The following is a 17618-nucleotide window of genomic DNA, read 5'->3' as shown; positions in this document are numbered from 1 at the left end:
AGGAGCCACCACCAACACTGAACGCCTGCGTGATGACTCCTTTCGACCTGCACCAAGCAGAGTTCCCCACCGGCACCTTCCCGCCGCGAGCGCTAGCTGGAGGCATGCAGGACAAACAACCCGGCCGCGATACCGCTCGCAACCGCCCCCATGCCGATCGCGATCGGGCGCCGGATCGCACTACCGCCAACGATCATGGCGACGCCGGTCTTGAACGCGAGATTGGAGAGCGCGGCAATCGTAATGGCAGTGGCCGCGGCCGTCGGGAGCAGCCTGCCGGCTGACTGAAGCTGCAGGCTCGAAAGCGAAATGGCATCGACGTCCGTAGCACCTGAAACGAGTGCAACCAGGTACAAACCGCCGGCACCGACGGTCTCCATGAGCCAGGTCGAGGCGACCACCACCACCCCGTAAAGCGCTGCAAAACCGAATGCGACGCGGACTTCGGTCGGGTTGCGTGTCTGCGGCAAGGGCAGACTCGCGGGGTCTGCACCGCTGGGCCACGCAAACACGATCCAGATCAGACCAGGGAGAAGCCCGGCAAGCATCACACTGGCGATTGGGACAAAACTGGCGGGCGCCACCACGATGGCGAACAGGCTCAACCGAACGAGCATCACCAGGTTGGCGAGCAGGATCACGCGCCCGGCAGCCGGGGCGAACATGGCATTGCTGCGGGCATGCCGCGAAAACACCAGCGTCGTGGCGGTCGACGAGACGAGCCCACCGGCAAATCCGACAAGCAGCGTGCCGTAGCGGTCGCCAAAAAGACGCAGCGAGGCGTACCCGACAAGGCTTACGCCCGAAATCAGCACCACCATCAGCCAGATCTGATGCGGGTTGAGTGCGTCGTAAGGGCCGAAACCCTTATCCGGCAGGATCGGCAATACGACCAGACTCAGCGCCGCAAACTGCAGCATCGAGATCCATTCCGAATGGGTCAGGCGACTCGCGATGCCGGAGAGTTCAGCCTTGAAGTACAACAGTGCAGTGACGAGCACCGCAACGCCGACTGCAAAGGGCGTCTGGCCAAGCCACACCAGGGCGCCGAGCAGATAGCAGGCAAGCAGCGCTGCAACGGACGTTGTCCCAGGGTCACTCTGGTCCGGATTGCGCAGGTGCGCGGCGATGATCATGACTGCTGTGGCAAACAGCCCGGTTCCCACGATCCATGGACTATTCAGCAGTTGGCTGATGAAGGCCGCCAACGCACCGCAGATGGCAACCAGCGTGAAGGTGCGTACCCCTGCCTGCGCCGAGGCCTTGCGCTCTCGCTCCAGCCCGATCAGGAAACCGATGCCGGCGCTGACGATCAGCAATTGGAAGCTCGACAGCACTTGCGCGTGGGCGATGTTCATCGTGATTGCCTCCTGGTCGCAGCAATAGCATAGGTCTGCAAGGCATGGCCGGCGCGCCAAGCTAGAATCTACGCATGACTCCGATCAAGAATTCGAGCCGTTTCCACGCGCTGGTGCCGGCAGCAGGCAGCGGCAGCAGGATGGGCGCGCCCCATCCCAAACAGTATCTGGATCTCCTGGGCCTGCCGGTCATTCGCCACACCATCGATGCCCTGTTGGCCGTGGAACGCCTTGAGACAGTGTGGATCGTGCTCGCGCCGGACGATGTCTGGTGGGCGCAGTACGACTGGCCGCACGATCCGCGCCTGCAGGTGCTCATGTGTGGCGGCGCAACACGAGCAGAAAGCGTGACCAAGGCGCTGGAAATGATCGCGCAATATGTACCGGACGACACCTGGATGCTGGTGCATGACGCCGCACGCGCCTGCATATCGTCGGCAGTGGTTGACCGCATGCTGGAAGCCCTTTCTGAGGACCCGGTCGGAGGCCTGCTGGCCGTACCAGTCGCCGACACGCTCAAGCGTGCCGACAAGCAAGGCCGCGTCGCCGAGACCATTGCCCGCGACGGCTTGTGGCAGGCTCAGACACCACAAATGTTCCGTATCGGGATGTTGCGTGACGCGCTTGCCGCACATCCCGAGGTGACCGACGAAGCGTCGGCGATGGAGGCCTGCGGGCACAGACCCCGGCTCGTGCCGTCGGACGCCTCCAATTTCAAGGTGACCTTTCCCGAAGACCTCGCAATGGCCGCCCGGATCCTCGGCGCGGCGAGGGAGCAAAAATGAATGTGCCGTTCCGGATCGGCCAGGGATTTGACGTGCACGCCCTGGTGCCAGGTCGCAAATTGATCATTGGCGGCGTCGATATTCCGTTTGATCGTGGACTGCTCGGTCACTCCGATGCCGATGTGCTGCTGCACGCAATTACCGATGCCGTTCTGGGCGCTGCCGGGCTTGGCGATATTGGTCGCCATTTCCCCGATACCGACGAGCGCTATGCCGGTGCCGACAGCCGCGTCCTGCTGCGCGAGGCTGTCAAGGCAGTACATGGCGCCGGCTGGAGCGTAGGAAACGTCGATGCCACCATCATTGCCCAGGCGCCCAAAGTGCTGCCTTACGTGCCTGCAATGGCAGCCAATATTGCCGCTGACCTTTCGATTGACGTGGAGTCCGTCAACCTCAAGGGCAAGACGACCGAGCGCCTCGGTTTCACAGGTCGCGGTGAAGGCATCGCCGCCGAAGCGGTTGCGCTGTTGGTGAGGCGTGAGCGCTAGCAGCGCGCATCGCTATTTTTTTGCGCTCTGGCCTCCGCGAGAACTTGGTAGCGCGCTTGCTGCGCTGGGCGAGCAGGCTCAGGCAGTGCAACGCGGGCGGTTGATGGAGGCCGAGTCACTTCATTGCACGCTGGCATATCTCGGCCCGCTGGACCAGAAACAAGCCCAGGCAGCAATTTCGGCAGGTGATTCCATCCATGCCCAAGCCTTTGACATGCCTATCGATTACGTGGGCTTCTGGCCGCACAACCGCATCGTATGGGCCGGACCACGGGTGTCGCCGCCCGAGGTTACGGCACTGGCCGCACTCATCGCGGATGCAGTCGCGGCGAGCAGCCTGGGCTATCGCCCGGCAGCCTTGACGCAAGCGCATCTGACCCTGCTGCGCAATGCCTGCGCCCCCCGCACCCCAGCGCCATTGGCGCTGGGCTTATGGCGCTGCAATGAATTCGTACTGGCGCGATCAATCGCCGGGAATGCAAGCGGTGCGCGCTATGAAATCGTCGCGCGCTGGCCGCTTGCCGGGGGAGGGGACTAATGCCGCATCACGGGCAGAGGCAGTCACCCAGTTTTCCGCAGAGATCGCTGGTGGAATTCTTCGTGTAATCCTTCTCGAGACGCCCACTCACGCGCTGGGCCGTGGGTGAATCCAGTTCGGCATTCAACAAACCCATGAAAGCAGGCGGCGCGACCAACACTGCCTGCGCAAAGCGATTGCGATTGCGCCCGCTGCGCAATTCCCCGGCCAGCCTGTGTGCAAATCCCTTTGCCCTGTTTCGTCGAAGGTCTCCGGGCCCGTGCCAAGCCGTTCGGTCCATCGCGCCGATCGAGATGTCGTCCACCAGGCCGTTCGCTTCGGGCTCGATCTGTTTGACGATGGTCAAACCTTTGTTCGGACCTTGATTTTCATAAAGCGTGGCAGAACGGGCATTGGCAACGAGCACCCAGGTGATCGACATGTGATACCTCCTGAAACGTTGGACCGTGCGAAGCGGCACGAAATTTCAGACTAGACCGTTGTTTGAACAAGGAAAAGGAATCGAGCAGAGGCTCGTCGCCTTTAAGGTGCGTTCCCAGCACACCCGCGTTCCGGCGGGATTGGCCGCGCGATAAGCAGCGTTTATCAAGCAATGCAGATCAAGAACCCGAGGGGCACCCCCGGTAACTTGCGCCCCACGTTACCGCCCCGGGCGCAGGACCGATATTGCTGACAGATGACAGCATCACGGCTCCCAAATGTGCTATGTATGTTGAGAGCAGCACCGGAGCGGTTTGGCAGACAAAAAGCGCTGTTAGCGCAAAGGAGTCAAACCCATGTCCCCCCGAATTCCTGGCCTGTTGTCCCTTCAAGGAGCAGTGATGAACAAGATGGGCTCCGAACCCCTCGACCAAGGTGGTATTGACGTCACATTCGACGTTTCCGTCGAGCGGCACCTCAAGAACGAAGTCGGCGCCACGCAGGCGACGGCAACCCCCACGGACTGGATGCGCGCTACTGCGCTGACGGCCCGTGAAGGTCTGGCGGCCCGCTGGCTGCAGACGCAGCATGACGACAATGCAGTGGGCGCTCGTCGTGCTTACTACCTCTCCGCCGAATTCCTGATCGGTCGTGCCATGAGCAACGCGCTCGCCGCACTGAACCTCGACAAGGATTTCGCTTCTGAAATGAAGAAGCTCAAGCTCGAACCGGCCGATGTGCTCGAAACCGAGCCGGATGCCGCGCTGGGTAACGGTGGCCTGGGCCGCCTCGCAGCCTGCTTCCTCGACTCCCTCGCCACGCTCGGTGTGCCGTCCTTCGGTTATGGCATCCGCTACGAGTTCGGCATGTTCACGCAGCGCATCCAGGACGGCAAGCAAGTCGAAATGCCGGACAACTGGCTGGCCAACGGCAATCCGTGGGAATTCCCGCGTCGCGACATTCACTACATCGTGCCGTTCGGCGGCTGGGTTGAGTATGTGAATGGCCGCCCGGTCTGGACCCCGTCGGAGCGTGTAATGGCACGTGCCTACGACATGGTGATTCCGGGGCACGGCACTGAGCGCGTCTCGACACTGCGCCTGTGGAAGGCCACCGCGCTTGAAGAACTGGATCTGTCGGCGCACACCCGCGGCGACTACGCTCGCGCTGCCGAAACCCGCAGCAAGGCCGAGAACATCTCCTGGGTTCTGTACCCGGATGACAGCACCCCGCAGGGTCGTGAGCTGCGTCTGCGCCAGGAATTCTTCTTCGTCACGGCTTCATTGCAGGACATCGTTGCACGGCACATCCGCGCGTACAGCACGCTGGAAAACCTGCACGAGAAGGCCGCGATCCAGCTGAACGATACGCACCCGGCGCTCGCCGTGCCGGAACTGATGCGTCTGCTGATGGACGAGCACGGCCTGTCGTGGGAAGACGCCTGGTACCAGACCTCGCGCATCATCTCCTACACGAACCACACCCTGATGCCGGAGGCGATCGAGACTTGGCCGGTCGGCATCATGCAGTACCTTCTGCCGCGCCACCTCGACATCATCTATGAGATCAATCGCCGCTTCCTGACGATGGTCGCTGCGCGCTTCCCTGGCGATACTGCGCTGTTGAACCGCGTTTCGTTGATCGCCGAAGACGGCGAAAAGCGTGTCCGCATGGGCAACCTGTCGATCGTGGCATCGACCAAAGTGAACGGCGTCGCAAAACTGCACTCCGATCTGATGGTCCAGACCATCTTCGCGGACTTCGCGAAGATCTTCCCCGATCGCTTCACCAACGTCACGAACGGCGTGACGCCGCGTCGCTGGCTCGGCCAGTGCAACCCGGGGCTGACCAAGTTGATCGGCAAGAAGCTCCGCGGTCAGTGGCAGATCGACCTGGACCAGCTTGCGAAGCTGAAGAAGTACGCCAACGACGAAGCGTTCTGCGCCGAGGTGGCGAAGGTAAAGCTCGCCAACAAAGAGCGTCTGGCTGCGTACATCAAGCGCGAGACGGGCATCGTTGTTGATCCGAACGCGCTGTTCGATATCCAGGTCAAGCGCATCCACGAGTACAAGCGTCAGTTGCTGAACGTTCTGCACGTGATCCAGCGCTATCGCGAAATGATTGCAAACCCGAATGCCGACTGGCAGCCGCGTGTGCACATTTTCGCCGGCAAGGCTGCGTCCGCGTACAAGATGGCGAAACTCATCATCCGCCTCATTCATGATGTCGCCCGCACCGTTAACAACGACCCGCGTCTGAAGGATCGGCTGAAGGTTGTGTTCCTGCCGGATTACCGCGTCTCTGTGGCTGAGAAGATCTTCCCGGCGGCTGACATCTCCGAACAGATTTCGACGGCAGGCACCGAAGCTTCCGGCACCGGCAACATGAAGTTCGCTCTGAACGGCGCACTGACCGTTGGCACCTGGGACGGCGCGAACATCGAAATCGCTGAAAACGTTGGTCTCGATAACATCTTCGTGTTCGGCCTGCGCACCGAAGAAGTCGAGAAGCTGTCGCAAGAGGGCTACAATCCGCGTGCTTGGTATGAGGGGAACGCAGATCTGAAGGCAGTGCTCGACATGATCGCAAGCGGCTATTTCACCCCGGAAGAGCCGACTCGCTATCAGGCAATCGTCGATACACTGCTCGGGCGTGATCAATACTTCCTGCTCGCTGACTTTGCTGCCTATGTCGAAACGCACCGTCACGTCGATGCGGCTTACCGTGACAAGGCGACGTGGCTGACGAAGGTGGTCCACAACATCAGCGGGATGGGTATGTTCTCGTCCGATCGTACGATCGGCGAATACTGCAAAAACATCTGGGGCATAAAGACTCGCTGACATGCTGACAGCCGACGACATAGCGGCACTACTCGAAGCCCGGCACGGAGATCCGTTCTCCGTGCTCGGAATGCACACTGACGCTGACGGTCGCTTGCGACTGTCGGCGTTTTTTCCTGGCGCCACCGAAGTGGTAGGCGTGGATCTGGCGGATGGGCGAGACGTCCTCACGCTGGATTGCATCCACGCGGACGGCTTTTTCGAAGGCATCATTCCGCGTCGTCGCGAAACGTTTGCGTACCGTTTCAGGGTCACCTGGCACAACGGAACAGTTTCGGACGTCCACGACCCGTATCGCTTCCCGCCCATCTTGGGAGAGACCGATGCGTGGTTGTTGGCAGAGGGCACACATCTGAGACCGTTTGAGGTTCTCGGCGCCCACCTGCGGGAAATTGAAGGCGTTGCGGGTACGAGTTTCGCGGTCTGGGCGCCAAACGCCCAGCGCGTGTCCTTGGTCGGCGATTTCAATCAATGGGATGGCCGTCGGAACCCCATGCGCCTGCGGCGCGAGTGCGGCGTCTGGGAAATCTTCATTCCTGACGTAGGTGTCGGCACGCTCTATAAATTCGAGCTCCGCAGCCAAAATGGCGAGCTCATGAGCAAGGCCGATCCGTGCGGATTCGGTGCCGAGCTTCGCCCGCGCACAGCCAGCGTCGTCGCCAAACTGCCGCCACGGCGTGCGCTACCAGAGGGACGTCGCGAAGCGAACTTCCTTGACGCGCCGGTGAGTGTGTACGAGGTACACCTTGGCTCGTGGAAACGCGTACCGGAAGATCAAAACCGGTTCCTGAACTGGGATGAGCTTGCGGCTGATCTGATCCCGTACGCGCGCGACTTGGGATTCACACATCTCGAACTGATGCCGATATCTGAGCACCCGTTCGATGGTTCGTGGGGCTACCAACCCGTTGGTATGTACGCCCCCACGGCACGCTTCGGCACACCAGATGGCTTTGGTCGTTTCGTCGATGCTGCCCACGCAGCAGGCTTGGGCGTAATTCTCGACTGGGTGCCCGGGCACTTCCCGACCGACCCGCACGGACTCGGACGTTTCGACGGCACAGCCCTGTACGAACACGCGGATCCACGCGAAGGCTATCACCCGGACTGGAATACGCTGATCTTCAATTACGGCCGCACCGAAGTTCGCAACTATCTCGTTGGCAACGCGCTTTACTGGATTGAACGCTGGGGCACGGATGGCCTACGGGTCGATGCGGTTGCCTCCATGCTCTACCGGGACTATTCGCGCCAACCTGGCGAGTGGGTACCCAACATTTACGGCGGGCGTGAAAACCTTGAGGCGATTGGTTTCCTGCGACGCGCAAACGAAGTGGTTGGAGAGCACTGCCCCGGCGCGATCATGGCGGCGGAAGAGTCTACGGCGTGGCCTGCCGTCTCCAGACCGACTTACGCTGGCGGACTTGGTTTCCACTACAAGTGGAACATGGGATGGATGCACGACACGCTGGAGTATATGAAGCGTGAGCCGGTTCATCGCCGCTACCACCACGATCAGCTGACGTTCGGGCTGGTCTATGCGTTTGACGAGAATTTCATTCTCCCGCTCTCGCATGACGAAGTCGTGCACGGCAAAGGCTCTCTTCTCGACAAGATGCCCGGCGACGCTTGGCAGAAGTTCGCGAACCTTCGCGCGTACTACGGTTTCATGTGGTGCCATCCGGGCAAGAAGCTCCTGTTCATGGGCGGCGAGTTCGCGCAGGGCCGCGAGTGGAACCACGACAACAGCCTGGACTGGCACCTTCTTGAGCATCCATTGCATCGCGGTGTTCAAACGCTTGTGAAGGACCTCAACGCGCTGTACAAGCGACTGCCCGCGCTGCATCAACGTGACTGCGAGCACGAAGGCTTCGCGTGGCTAGACATGCACAACGCAGATTGGTCCACGCTGGTGTTCGCGCGCTTCGGCAAGGATGAAAATGCGTTGGTGGTGAGTGCCTGCAATTTCACGCCGGAGCCGCGCCACGCTTACCGCATCGGCGTCCCTCGTGCAGGTACGTATCGTGAAGCGCTGAACTCGGATTCGGAACTCTATGGCGGTGCCAATATCGGGAATGGCAATCCTGTCGCCAGCGAGCCGGTGCCGTGGGCGGGCCACCCGCAATCCATTCTCGTCACCTTGCCGCCTCTGGCGACCATAATTCTCGAATACGTTTCCTGATGCACCTTCCGTCCCGACTTGCAAATGGGCGCGCGTGGCCGCTTGGCGCAACCGCCGATGGAGAAGGCGTCAACTTCGCGCTGTTCTCGGCCAACGCGACGCGCGTTGAGCTGTGCATTTTCAACCACGACGGCACGACCGAGATTACCCGCTTCCCCATGCCCGCGCGGACGGGGGACGTATGGCACGGCTATCTCGAGTCGGTCGGTCCTGGTCTCGTGTACGGGTATCGCGTACACGGACCGTACGAGCCGGAAAGAGGCCACCGTTTCAATCCGAACAAGCTGCTGCTGGATCCCTACGCGCGCGAGATCGTGGGCGAATTCCGGTGGAAGAATGAGCATTTCGGTTTCGAGATGCGGCATCCGGACGGCCATCGTTCGTTCAGCACTGCGGACAATGGACGTTCGGCGCTTAAGGCGCGTGTCGTCCTTGACCTTCCGTCCACCGGCGACGTCAGGCCGCGCGTTCCGCCCGAGCAGACCGTCATCTACGAGGCGCACGTAAAGGGCCTGACCCTGCAGCACCCGAAGGTGCCCGAGGAACTGCGTGGTACGTACCTGGGGGTTTGTCATCCTGCGCTGATCGAGCACATGCTCAAGCTCGGGGTAACCACGATCGAACTGCTGCCCGTTCAGTTCGGCATTCCCGAGCAGCATGTCGTTGCGCGCGGCATGACGAACTACTGGAACTACAATCCGCTGGCCTACTTTGCGGTAGAGCCGCGCTATTGGTCTCGCACCACACCATCACCGGAATCCGAATTCCGCGAGATGGTGGATACGCTGCATGCGGCAGGTCTTGAAGTCGTCATTGACGTCGTCTACAACCACACCGCCGAAGCGGGTGAGACGGGCCCCACGCTGTCATACCGCGGTATTGACCACCAGAGCTACTACCGCCTGCAGCCCAATGATCCTTCGCACTGCGAGAATCTCACCGGCTGCGGTAACACAGTCAATGTTGCCCACCCCCGGGTCACTCAGCTGGTGCTCGATTCACTGCGATACTGGGTGAACAACTTCGGCGTTGATGGCTTCCGTTTTGATCTCGCTCCCGCGATCGGTCGACGCGCCCACGGGTTTGATCCTGATGCGGCCTTCTTCGTGGCCTTCGAACAAGACCCCGTTCTCTCGACGGTCAAACGCATCGCAGAACCTTGGGATCTGGGGCATGACGGTTATCGCCTTGGCCAGTTCCCGACTGCGTGGATGGAGTGGAACGACAAGTTCCGCGATACCGCACGTGGCTTCTGGCTCCAGCACAGCCGCAGCCGGGGCGAGTTCGCACGCCGCATCATGGCGTCCAGTGACATCTTCCAAGGTTCACACCGGGCACCGCTGTGCAGCGTCAATTTCATCACCGCTCATGATGGCTTCACGCTCGAAGACTCCGTTTCCTACAAGGAAAAACACAACGAGGCTAACGGCGAGGACAACCGTGACGGGCACTCGCACAACCTGAGCACGAATTGCGGCGAAGAGGGCCCGTCGACGAAGCCGGCTGTATTGATGGAACGGCGGCGCCTCAAGCGAGCCCTGCTTGCCACGCTTTTGCTTTCGCGCGGCACCCCGATGTTGCTGGCGGGAGACGAGTTCGGCCGCTCCCAGGGCGGGAACAATAATGCCTATTGCCAGGACAGCGAAATTTCATGGCTGGACTGGTCGAAGTTCGACGAAAAACTCTGCGAATTCGTTGCCCTGTTGATTCGCTTGCGGGGCGTGCACGGCGCGATGCCAAACGCCATGTGGGGCGGTCGCATGGATGCTGCACACGCGCCTTACGACTTGGTCTGGTACAACCCGCATGGCGGCGTGATGACGGCGGAAGACTGGAACCAGAGCCACGAACACAGCTTCAGTGCAATCTTCACGCCCTCGCCGGGGACCCGCGGCCCACGACTTGCGCTCTTGCTCAACGGCGATGTCCAGGCAGTCCAGTTCGAACTGCCGCCTGGCCCGTGGCAGCGGGTATTCGACACCGACCTGGAAGAACCCTTCCAGCCGGCGAGTTGTACCACGCGCTACACGCTCGCCCACAGGGCGGTGGCAGCACTTTTCTCTCTCCCGGTCGGCACCCCCTGAATGCCGTTCGGTCTGATGCATTCACCAAAATGAAGAAAGGACTCGCAGATGGTCTTTGATAGACGCACCAGCGGCGTATTGCTGCATCCCACATCGCTCCCCGGCCCCAATGGCTGCGGCGATCTCGGACCGGCGGCCTATCACTTTGTCGATTGGCTGGTCGGCGCCGGCCAAACCCTCTGGCAAGTCTTGCCGCTGATGCCGATCGGCCCGGCTGACTCGCCGTATATGAGCGTTTCGGCATTTGCCGGCAATCCGATGCTGGTCGATCTTGACGAACTCATCCGCAAGGGCTGGCTTGCGCCGATCTCCAACGCCGAGCGCGAGGGATTCAGCGACGAGCGCGTCAATTACGCCAAGGTAGTGCCTTTCCGCAATGCCAAGCTGCGCGAAGCGGCAGCGGGTTTTGCCACTAAGGGCAGCGATGCCGACAAGGCCGATTTCGCCGCATTCAACAAGGCAGAAGCCAGCTGGCTTGACGACTACGCGTTGTTCATGGCCCTTGACGAGCGATTCGGGGGCAAACTCTGGCCGGACTGGGATGCACCGCTCGCCAAACGCGAGGCGAAGGCCCTGACGAAGGCGCGCAAGGAACTCGCCGAATCGATCAGTTTCTGGAAGTTTGTCCAGTGGTGTTTCGACCGCCAGTGGAAGGCGGTAAAGGCCTACGCGAACGAGCGCGGCGTCCAGTTGATCGGTGACATGCCGATCTTTGTGGCACACCACAGTGCGGACTGCTGGGCACGCCCGGACCTCTATTACCTCGATGAGAACAAGTGGCCGACGGTCATCGCCGGCGTGCCGCCCGATTTCTTCTCTGCCACCGGTCAGCGTTGGGGCAATCCGCTGTATGACTGGGCGGCGATGGACAAGGACGGCTACGCATGGTGGATCGAGCGCATCAAGCGCCAACTTGCGCTCGCCGATGTGGTTCGCATCGATCATTTCCGCGGTTTCGCCGGCTACTGGGAAATCCCCGCGTCCGAACCCACCGCAATTCACGGACGTTGGGTGCCGGGCCCGGGCAAGGCGTTGTTTGCCGCAATCGAGAAAGCACTGGGCAAGCTTCCGATCATCGCCGAGGACCTCGGCGTGATCACGCCGGATGTCGAAGACCTGCGCGACAGTTTCGCACTGCCGGGCATGCGCATTCTCGAGTTCGCGTTTGCCGCGGGTCCGGACCACAACTTCCTGCCGCACAACTACGTACCCAATACGGTCGTATATACCGGCACGCACGATAACGACACGATCCGTGGCTGGTGGGCGACGTGTACCGAACGGGAACGCGATTTCGCCCGCCACTACCTTGCGACCGATGGACACGACATCCACTGGACCATGATCCGCGCGGCCGCCGGATCGGTCGCGAAGATGGCGATCTACCAGTTGCAGGATGTGCTGGGTCTGGATGGCTACCACCGCATGAACACGCCGGGGCAGGTTGGTTGCTGGACCTGGCGCTTCAAGTGGGACTACGTGGGCCCGGAACCCTCACGACGCCTCGCGGAGTTGTGCGCTCTGACCGGCCGTACCGGGGCCGACAAGATGCCGAAACTGGCCGAGTGGCCGGCAGACAAGCCGCTGCCGTAAAGCCTACTCCCAAGCAAGAGAAGAGGGCCGCCATGCGGCCCTTTTTCTTTCCCGTTATCCGAGGGCAAGTGGATCCTGGCGGTAGAACGCTGCAAGTTGGCGATAGACGTCCGGATATTCATCGAAAAGCACTTCCGGCGACACAAAGAAGACCTCGCTGGTCACGGCAAAGAACTCTGCCGGATCTTCGGTCGCATAGGGGTCAATCAACGTGTCTTCCTCCGCATCGACCCGCGCACACATGTCCGCATAGGCGGCCTCGAATGCGTCATGCCACGCCTCGCCTGACATGCCCGCATGCAGCGGTGGCAGGCCGTCCGCGTCGCCATTGAGCATGTCGAGTTTGTGGGCGAACTCGTGGATCACGACATTCGCGCCCTCGTATTCGGACGGGTCATCGAACCAGGAGAGCACTACCGGGCCACCCAGCCACGCCTCTCCAAGTGCGACCTCCTCGTAGTCGTGCAGGACACCGGCTTCATCGACGACGCTGCGCGGGATCACAAAGTCGCCAGGGTAAATGACGATTCCCACCCAGCCATCGTAGGCCGCCAGTCCGAGATTCAATACCGGCAGACAGGCTTGCAGAGCGACCGAAAGGCAAAGCTCATGACCGAGCTCCTGGCCTGCTGCACCCGAAAACTCCTTCTGTTCGAGAAATTCAATGGCGAGTTGGCGTAGCCGCTGGCGAGATGCCGGATCAAGGCGTGCAAGGAAGGGCAGGGACGCCTCCACCGCCTCCCACACCGTGTCAGGAAGAGCCCCAACGTTATGACGACGCCGCAACCAATTCTTTATCTGGATCATCAAATGAGTCTAGCAGCGGTCTGACTCCGAATTGGCCCGCTCGGCCCTTGTGGAATAATGCGCGCATGGTTCAGGTCGCTCACTCTCTCGACAGCAATGACGCATCGCTCCTGAAAGCTGCCGCCCTCGCGGAAGGCTTGGGGGACGAATCAATCGCGCCCCTTCAGGCAGCCTTGGACTGGATCGTCCCGCTGTACGGCGACCATGCCTTGCGTACCGGCGAACCAACGCTCCGCCATGCTCTCGGCATGGCGCTGATCGCAGTGCCGCTGAAGCTCGACCTCGACACCCGCCTCGCCGCACTGCTGTTTGCGGTGGTCGAATTCGTCGACCAACCGGGCGAAGAAATCGAACGGCGCTTCGGGCGCAACGTGGCCCGCCTCACTGAAGGCTTGTCACGTCTTGCCGGCCTGCGCCTGATTACGCGAAAGGCGACCCAAGCCGGCACCACCGATTTGCGTGCGCAGACGGAAGTGCTGCGCAAGATGGTGCTCGCGATGGTCGAAGACATCCGTGTCGTCGTGCTACGTCTGGCGAGCCGGACCCAGACCCTTCGCTATCTCACCGAGCACGACGTCGATGGACGCGAGGAATTGGCGCGCGAGAGCATGGATCTCTATGCGCCATTGGCCAATCGCCTCGGCATCTGGCAGCTCAAGTGGGAACTTGAAGATCTCTCGTTCCGCTTCCTCGAACCGCAAACCTACAAGCGCATCGCCAAGATGCTCGACGAGCGTCGGGTGGAGCGTGAAGCCTTCATCGAAACATCGATCGCGCGCCTCAAGTCGGACCTCGCCGGTGCGGGTGTCGAGGCGGAAGTGTATGGGCGCCCCAAGCACATCTTTTCCATCTACAACAAGATGCGCGCCAAGCACCTGGATTTCTCGCAGGTGTACGACGTTCGCGCACTGCGGGTGCTGGTGAAGGATGTGCGCGACTGCTACACCGCGCTGGGCATCGTGCACACCATCTGGCAACCGATTCCCGGCGAATACGACGACTACATTTCAAAGCCCAAGGGCAACAACTACCAGAGCCTGCACACTGCCGTGCGGGCTGCCGACGGCCGCGCGCTTGAAGTGCAGATCCGCACCTGGGAAATGCACCGCCACGCCGAATTGGGCGTCGCCGCGCACTGGCGTTACAAAGAAGGTGCCCGCGAAACCGGCGAATACGACGAAAAGATCGCCTTGCTCCGCCAGCTTCTTTCCTGGCGCGATGAAATCAGCGATTCGGCACAGTGGGAATCCCACTACAAGAACGCATCGCTGGACGACACCATCTACGTCATGACGCCGCAGGGCAGGGTGGTCGACCTGCCGCAGGGCGCTACGCCGATCGACTTTGCCTACCGCGTTCATTCCGATCTCGGCCACCGCTGCCGGGGTGCAAAGGTCAACGGCCAGATGGTGTCGCTCAACACGACCCTGGATAACGGCCAGGTCGTGGACATCATTGCTGCCAAGCAGGGGGGCCCGTCACGCGATTGGCTCAATCCCCAGCTCGGTTACCTCGCGACCTCGAATGCCCGGGCGAAGGTGCGACGCTGGTTCACGCTGCAGGAAGAGGCCGAGACGCTGTCGCAGGGACGCACGATTGCGCTCAAGGAGTTGCAGCGCGAAGGCCAGGCCCATTCGAGCCTGGATGAGCTTGCAAGCCGCCTTGGATTCAAGACGACCGACGCCTTCCTGCTGGCCGTGGGGCGTGGCGATGTCGGCGCACGCCAGATCCAGATCGCCTTGCACGGTGACGCCGCGCATGCCGAGCCGGCGCCCGATGTAGTGCTTGGTCGCAGCCGGGCGCGCGGTCGCGACGACAAGATCCTTGTGTACGGCGTCGGCAAGTTGCTGACTACGCTCGGTCGCTGCTGCAAACCGGCGCCGCCGGACCCGATCAGCGGATTCGTCACCCGCGGCAAGGGCGTCTCGATCCACCGGTCCGATTGCCGTGACTACCAGCACGTCGCATCCAGACACCCGGAACGTGTCGTTGCTGCGGCGTGGGGAGACACGGAACCGGTCGGCAACGTCAGCGATGTCTACCCGATCGATATCGCGGTCGAGGCGCACGATCGCCAGGGACTTCTGCGCGACATCTCTGAAATCCTGTCGCGCGAAAAGCTCAACGTCGTCGCAGTGAATACCATGTCGAAGGGCGGACGCGCATTCATGCGCTTCACCGTTGAAGTGCGCAACGCGAGTCAGAGCCAGCGGGCGCTGGCTCTGATCGGCGAGGTAGAGGGGGTAGATCGGGCGCGTCGCGCCTGATCAACCCCTTGTCAGGTGCCGCCCACCAGTTCGTTGAGCAGGATTTCCTGTGCCGAACGACGCTGGGTGCGTCCCTGCTTGCGGCGATACGATCCGTCGCTGCCGTCCAGATCCCAAGCCTGGCAGTTGTCACCAAGGTAAGGCCGCAAGCCTTCCTTGATGACACGCCGCTTAAGTTTCGGATCAAGGATAGGGAAGGCGGTTTCGATGCGGCGGAAGAAATTGCGCTCCATCCAGTCGGCACTGGACAGGTAGACCCTGTCTTCACCATTGGCGCCGAAATACAGTACCCGTGTATGTTCAAGGAAGCGCCCGACTACCGACCGCACACGGATATTCTCGGACAGCCCCGGCACTTGCGGGCGCAAGGCACACGGCCCGCGCACGATGAGGTCGATCTCGACACCCGCGGCACTCGCTTCGTAGAGCGCCTCGATGGTTTCCGGCTCCAGCAAGGCATTGAGCTTCGCAATGATGCGACCCTTGCCACCGTTGCGCGCGATCTCTGACTCGTTCCGAATCGCGGCCACCACACTCGGTTGCAAGGTGAACGGCGCTTGCCACAAGTGCCGCAGCGCCCGCGGGTGGCCGAGCCCGGTCAGCTGCTTGAAGATATCGCTGACGTCGGCGCCGATCTGCTCATTGGCTGTGAACAGGCCAAAATCGGTATAGAAACGTGTCGTTCTGGGATGGTAATTGCCGGTCCCGAGATGGACGTAGCGCCGCAGCACACCCGGCGAGCCCCCCTCAGCCTCTTCGCGACGCACCACCATCAGCATCTTGGCATGGGTCTTGTAGCCCACGACACCGTAAACCACGTGGGCACCTACCTGTTCCAGACGTGACGCCCAGCCGATGTTGGCCTCCTCATCGAAGCGCGCCATCAGCTCCACGACAACGGTGACTTCCTTGCCTTTCTGTGCGGCACGAATCAGGTGTTCCATCAGCACTGAGTCGGTACCGGTGCGATACACGGTCATCTTGATCGCCAGAACTTGCGAATCGTCTGCGGCCGTCCGCAAAAGGTCGATCACTGGTGCAAAGCTCTGGAACGGGTGATGCAGCAGGTGATCGCGCTTGCGGATCGCCGCAAAGATGTCGCAACGAGAATCGAGTTCCTTTGGCACCACCGGCTGGAACGGCTTGAACTTCAAATCCGGGCGGTCGACCCAGTCGGGCACCTGCATCAAGCGCACCAGGTTTACGATGCCGGGCACCTGGTAGATCTCTTCGCGACGCAGGTCGAATTGCTGCAGCAGGAATTCGGCCATCGCGTCGGAACAGTTGTCCGCCACCTCCAGGCGCACCTCATCTCCAAAATGGCGCTGCTGCAGTTCGTCCTGAAGGGTTGCCCGCAGATCCTTCACATCCTCTTCGTCGAATAACAAGTCGCTGTTGCGGGTCACGCGGAACTGGTAGCAACCGAGCACCGTCATGCCTTCGAACAGCGCACCCACGTGCGCGTGCAGGATCGAAGAGAGGAAGACGAAAGTATGGGGACTTCCGCCAAGGTGGGCTGGAAGGTGGATCACTCGCGGCAGCGCGCGCGGCGCCTGTACGATCGCAGCGTTCGAAACACGGCCAAAGGCATCGCGGCCTTCGAGCTCCACCGCAAAGTTCAGACTCTTGTTGAGGACCCTCGGAAACGGGTGGGCCGGGTCGAGCCCGATCGGCGTGAGCACCGGCATCATTTCGCGGTAGAAGTAATCGCGAATCCACTCCTGCTGCTCGGGCGTCCATACGCTGCGCCGCAGAAAACGGATGCCCTCGGCGGCAAGAGCCGGAAGAATCGTATCGTTCAGCAGGGCATATTGTTCCGCGATGATGCCGTGCACCTCGCGGCAAAGTCGCGAGAACAGATCGCGCGGCGCAATCGCGTCAGGTGAGCTTGAATCGGCACCGAGGGCCGTTTTGGCGCGCACACCGGCGACGCGAATCTCGAAAAATTCGTCGAGATTGCTCGATACGATGCAGAGGAATTTGAGGCGCTCCAGCAGGGGCACGGTGGGGTCTGCAGCTTGTGCCAGAACGCGTCTCTGGAAGGCCAGCAGCGAAAGTTCGCGATTCAGGTAGTGTTCAGCAGGATGCTGCCGCTGCCATTGCATACGAGTCATTCTTCCCAGCCTCTTCGGTAAGGTTCGTTATTGTGTGGCATTTCACGCGAAACCGTTAACCACGAGTCCGCTAACGGGGGCCGAGATGCCCGCGCGAGGCCCGTATCCGTAACACAGGCTAGCGGGGCGCCGTTTAAAC

At 61.3% G+C, this 17618-nt stretch carries 12 protein-coding genes; 8 read left to right on the top strand and 4 right to left on the bottom strand.

Translation table 11 applies throughout. The annotated features are described in order from the left end of the window. Positions 1-92: 92 nt before the first annotated feature. Positions 93-1358 (bottom strand): MgtC/SapB family protein, encoded by a 1266-nt coding sequence (locus tag GGR36_RS03885; RefSeq protein WP_183632036.1) that lies wholly within the window; start codon positions 1356-1358, stop codon positions 93-95. A 74-nt stretch (positions 1359-1432) separates the two neighbouring features. Here GGR36_RS03885 and ispD point away from each other — a divergent pair, with 74 nt between their 5' ends. From ispD to thpR, 3 genes are read left to right on the top strand one after another with little or no spacing between them, the layout of a single operon-like run. Further along, positions 1433-2143 (top strand): 2-C-methyl-D-erythritol 4-phosphate cytidylyltransferase, encoded by a 711-nt coding sequence (gene ispD / locus GGR36_RS03880; RefSeq protein ID WP_183632035.1) that lies wholly within the window; start codon positions 1433-1435, stop codon positions 2141-2143. Beyond that, entirely contained in the window at positions 2140-2631 is a 492-nt protein-coding gene (ispF, locus tag GGR36_RS03875; protein WP_183632033.1) for a 2-C-methyl-D-erythritol 2,4-cyclodiphosphate synthase, read from the top strand. Before ispD ends, ispF begins: the two co-directional genes overlap by 4 nt. Beyond that, the gene (gene thpR / locus GGR36_RS03870) at positions 2621-3169 is read left to right on the top strand and encodes an RNA 2',3'-cyclic phosphodiesterase (protein ID WP_183632031.1); all 549 of its coding nucleotides are present in this window, start codon (positions 2621-2623) and stop codon (positions 3167-3169) included. The genes ispF and thpR overlap by 11 nt, the downstream gene beginning before the upstream one ends. A 7-nt stretch (positions 3170-3176) precedes the next feature. Here thpR and GGR36_RS03865 read toward each other — a convergent pair whose 3' ends face one another. Beyond that, positions 3177-3590, bottom strand: a complete 414-nt coding sequence (locus GGR36_RS03865) for a host attachment protein (RefSeq protein ID WP_183632029.1) — start codon at positions 3588-3590, stop codon at positions 3177-3179. Between the two features lie 400 nt (positions 3591-3990). On the opposite strand from GGR36_RS03865, the gene GGR36_RS03860 reads away from it, so the two are divergent. The 4 genes from GGR36_RS03860 to malQ are packed head-to-tail and all read left to right on the top strand — an operon-like array spanning position 3991 to position 12291. Next, positions 3991-6432, top strand: a complete 2442-nt coding sequence (locus GGR36_RS03860; RefSeq protein ID WP_207064314.1) for a glycogen/starch/alpha-glucan phosphorylase — start codon at positions 3991-3993, stop codon at positions 6430-6432. Position 6433: 1 nt separating this feature from the next. Further along, a complete protein-coding gene (gene glgB / locus GGR36_RS03855; RefSeq protein ID WP_183632027.1) occupies positions 6434-8614 on the top strand; it encodes a 1,4-alpha-glucan branching protein GlgB in 2181 nt (726 codons plus the stop codon). Then, positions 8539-10698: a glycogen debranching protein GlgX gene (glgX, locus tag GGR36_RS03850; RefSeq protein WP_183632025.1), complete on the top strand. Its 2160-nt coding sequence runs from the start codon at positions 8539-8541 to the stop codon at positions 10696-10698. The genes glgB and glgX overlap by 76 nt, the downstream gene beginning before the upstream one ends. 48 nt (positions 10699-10746) lie before the next feature. Then, a complete protein-coding gene (malQ, locus tag GGR36_RS03845) occupies positions 10747-12291 on the top strand; it encodes a 4-alpha-glucanotransferase (protein WP_183632023.1) in 1545 nt (514 codons plus the stop codon). A 54-nt stretch (positions 12292-12345) separates the two neighbouring features. Here malQ and GGR36_RS03840 read toward each other — a convergent pair whose 3' ends face one another. Then, positions 12346-13098 carry a M90 family metallopeptidase gene (locus tag GGR36_RS03840; protein ID WP_183632021.1) on the bottom strand — a complete coding sequence of 251 codons (753 nt, stop codon included), beginning with the start codon at positions 13096-13098 and terminating at the stop codon, positions 12346-12348. Positions 13099-13163: 65 nt separating this feature from the next. Between GGR36_RS03840 and GGR36_RS03835 the strand changes: the two genes are divergently transcribed. Beyond that, positions 13164-15365, top strand: coding sequence for a RelA/SpoT family protein (locus tag GGR36_RS03835; protein ID WP_183632019.1), 2202 nt, complete (start codon positions 13164-13166; stop codon positions 15363-15365). A gap of 11 nt (positions 15366-15376) precedes the next feature. On the opposite strand, the gene ppk1 is transcribed toward GGR36_RS03835, so the two are convergent. Further along, the gene (ppk1, locus tag GGR36_RS03830; RefSeq protein WP_183632017.1) at positions 15377-17479 is read right to left on the bottom strand and encodes a polyphosphate kinase 1; all 2103 of its coding nucleotides are present in this window, start codon (positions 17477-17479) and stop codon (positions 15377-15379) included. Positions 17480-17618: the final 139 nt, after the last annotated feature.

The sequence above is a fragment of the Niveibacterium umoris genome (assembly GCF_014197015.1).
GTDB lineage: Bacteria > Pseudomonadota > Gammaproteobacteria > Burkholderiales > Rhodocyclaceae > Niveibacterium > Niveibacterium umoris.
Note: the sequence above shows the minus strand (reverse complement) of the source record. Positions and strands in the feature narration are given on the sequence as shown.

Excerpts from the sequence above, each read along its gene's own strand:
- GGR36_RS03885 (WP_183632036.1), bottom strand. The coding sequence starts at position 1,358 with ATGAACATCGCCCACGCGCAAGTGCTGTCGAGCTTCCAATTGCTGATC.
- ispD (WP_183632035.1), top strand. The coding sequence starts at position 1,433 with ATGACTCCGATCAAGAATTCGAGCCGTTTCCACGCGCTGGTGCCGGCA.
- ispF (WP_183632033.1), top strand. The coding sequence starts at position 2,140 with ATGAATGTGCCGTTCCGGATCGGCCAGGGATTTGACGTGCACGCCCTG.
- GGR36_RS03865 (WP_183632029.1), bottom strand. The coding sequence starts at position 3,590 with ATGTCGATCACCTGGGTGCTCGTTGCCAATGCCCGTTCTGCCACGCTT.
- GGR36_RS03860 (WP_207064314.1), top strand. The coding sequence starts at position 3,991 with ATGAACAAGATGGGCTCCGAACCCCTCGACCAAGGTGGTATTGACGTC.
- glgB (WP_183632027.1), top strand. The coding sequence starts at position 6,434 with ATGCTGACAGCCGACGACATAGCGGCACTACTCGAAGCCCGGCACGGA.
- malQ (WP_183632023.1), top strand. The coding sequence starts at position 10,747 with ATGGTCTTTGATAGACGCACCAGCGGCGTATTGCTGCATCCCACATCG.
- GGR36_RS03840 (WP_183632021.1), bottom strand. The coding sequence starts at position 13,098 with ATGATCCAGATAAAGAATTGGTTGCGGCGTCGTCATAACGTTGGGGCT.
- GGR36_RS03835 (WP_183632019.1), top strand. The coding sequence starts at position 13,164 with ATGGTTCAGGTCGCTCACTCTCTCGACAGCAATGACGCATCGCTCCTG.
- ppk1 (WP_183632017.1), bottom strand. The coding sequence starts at position 17,479 with ATGACTCGTATGCAATGGCAGCGGCAGCATCCTGCTGAACACTACCTG.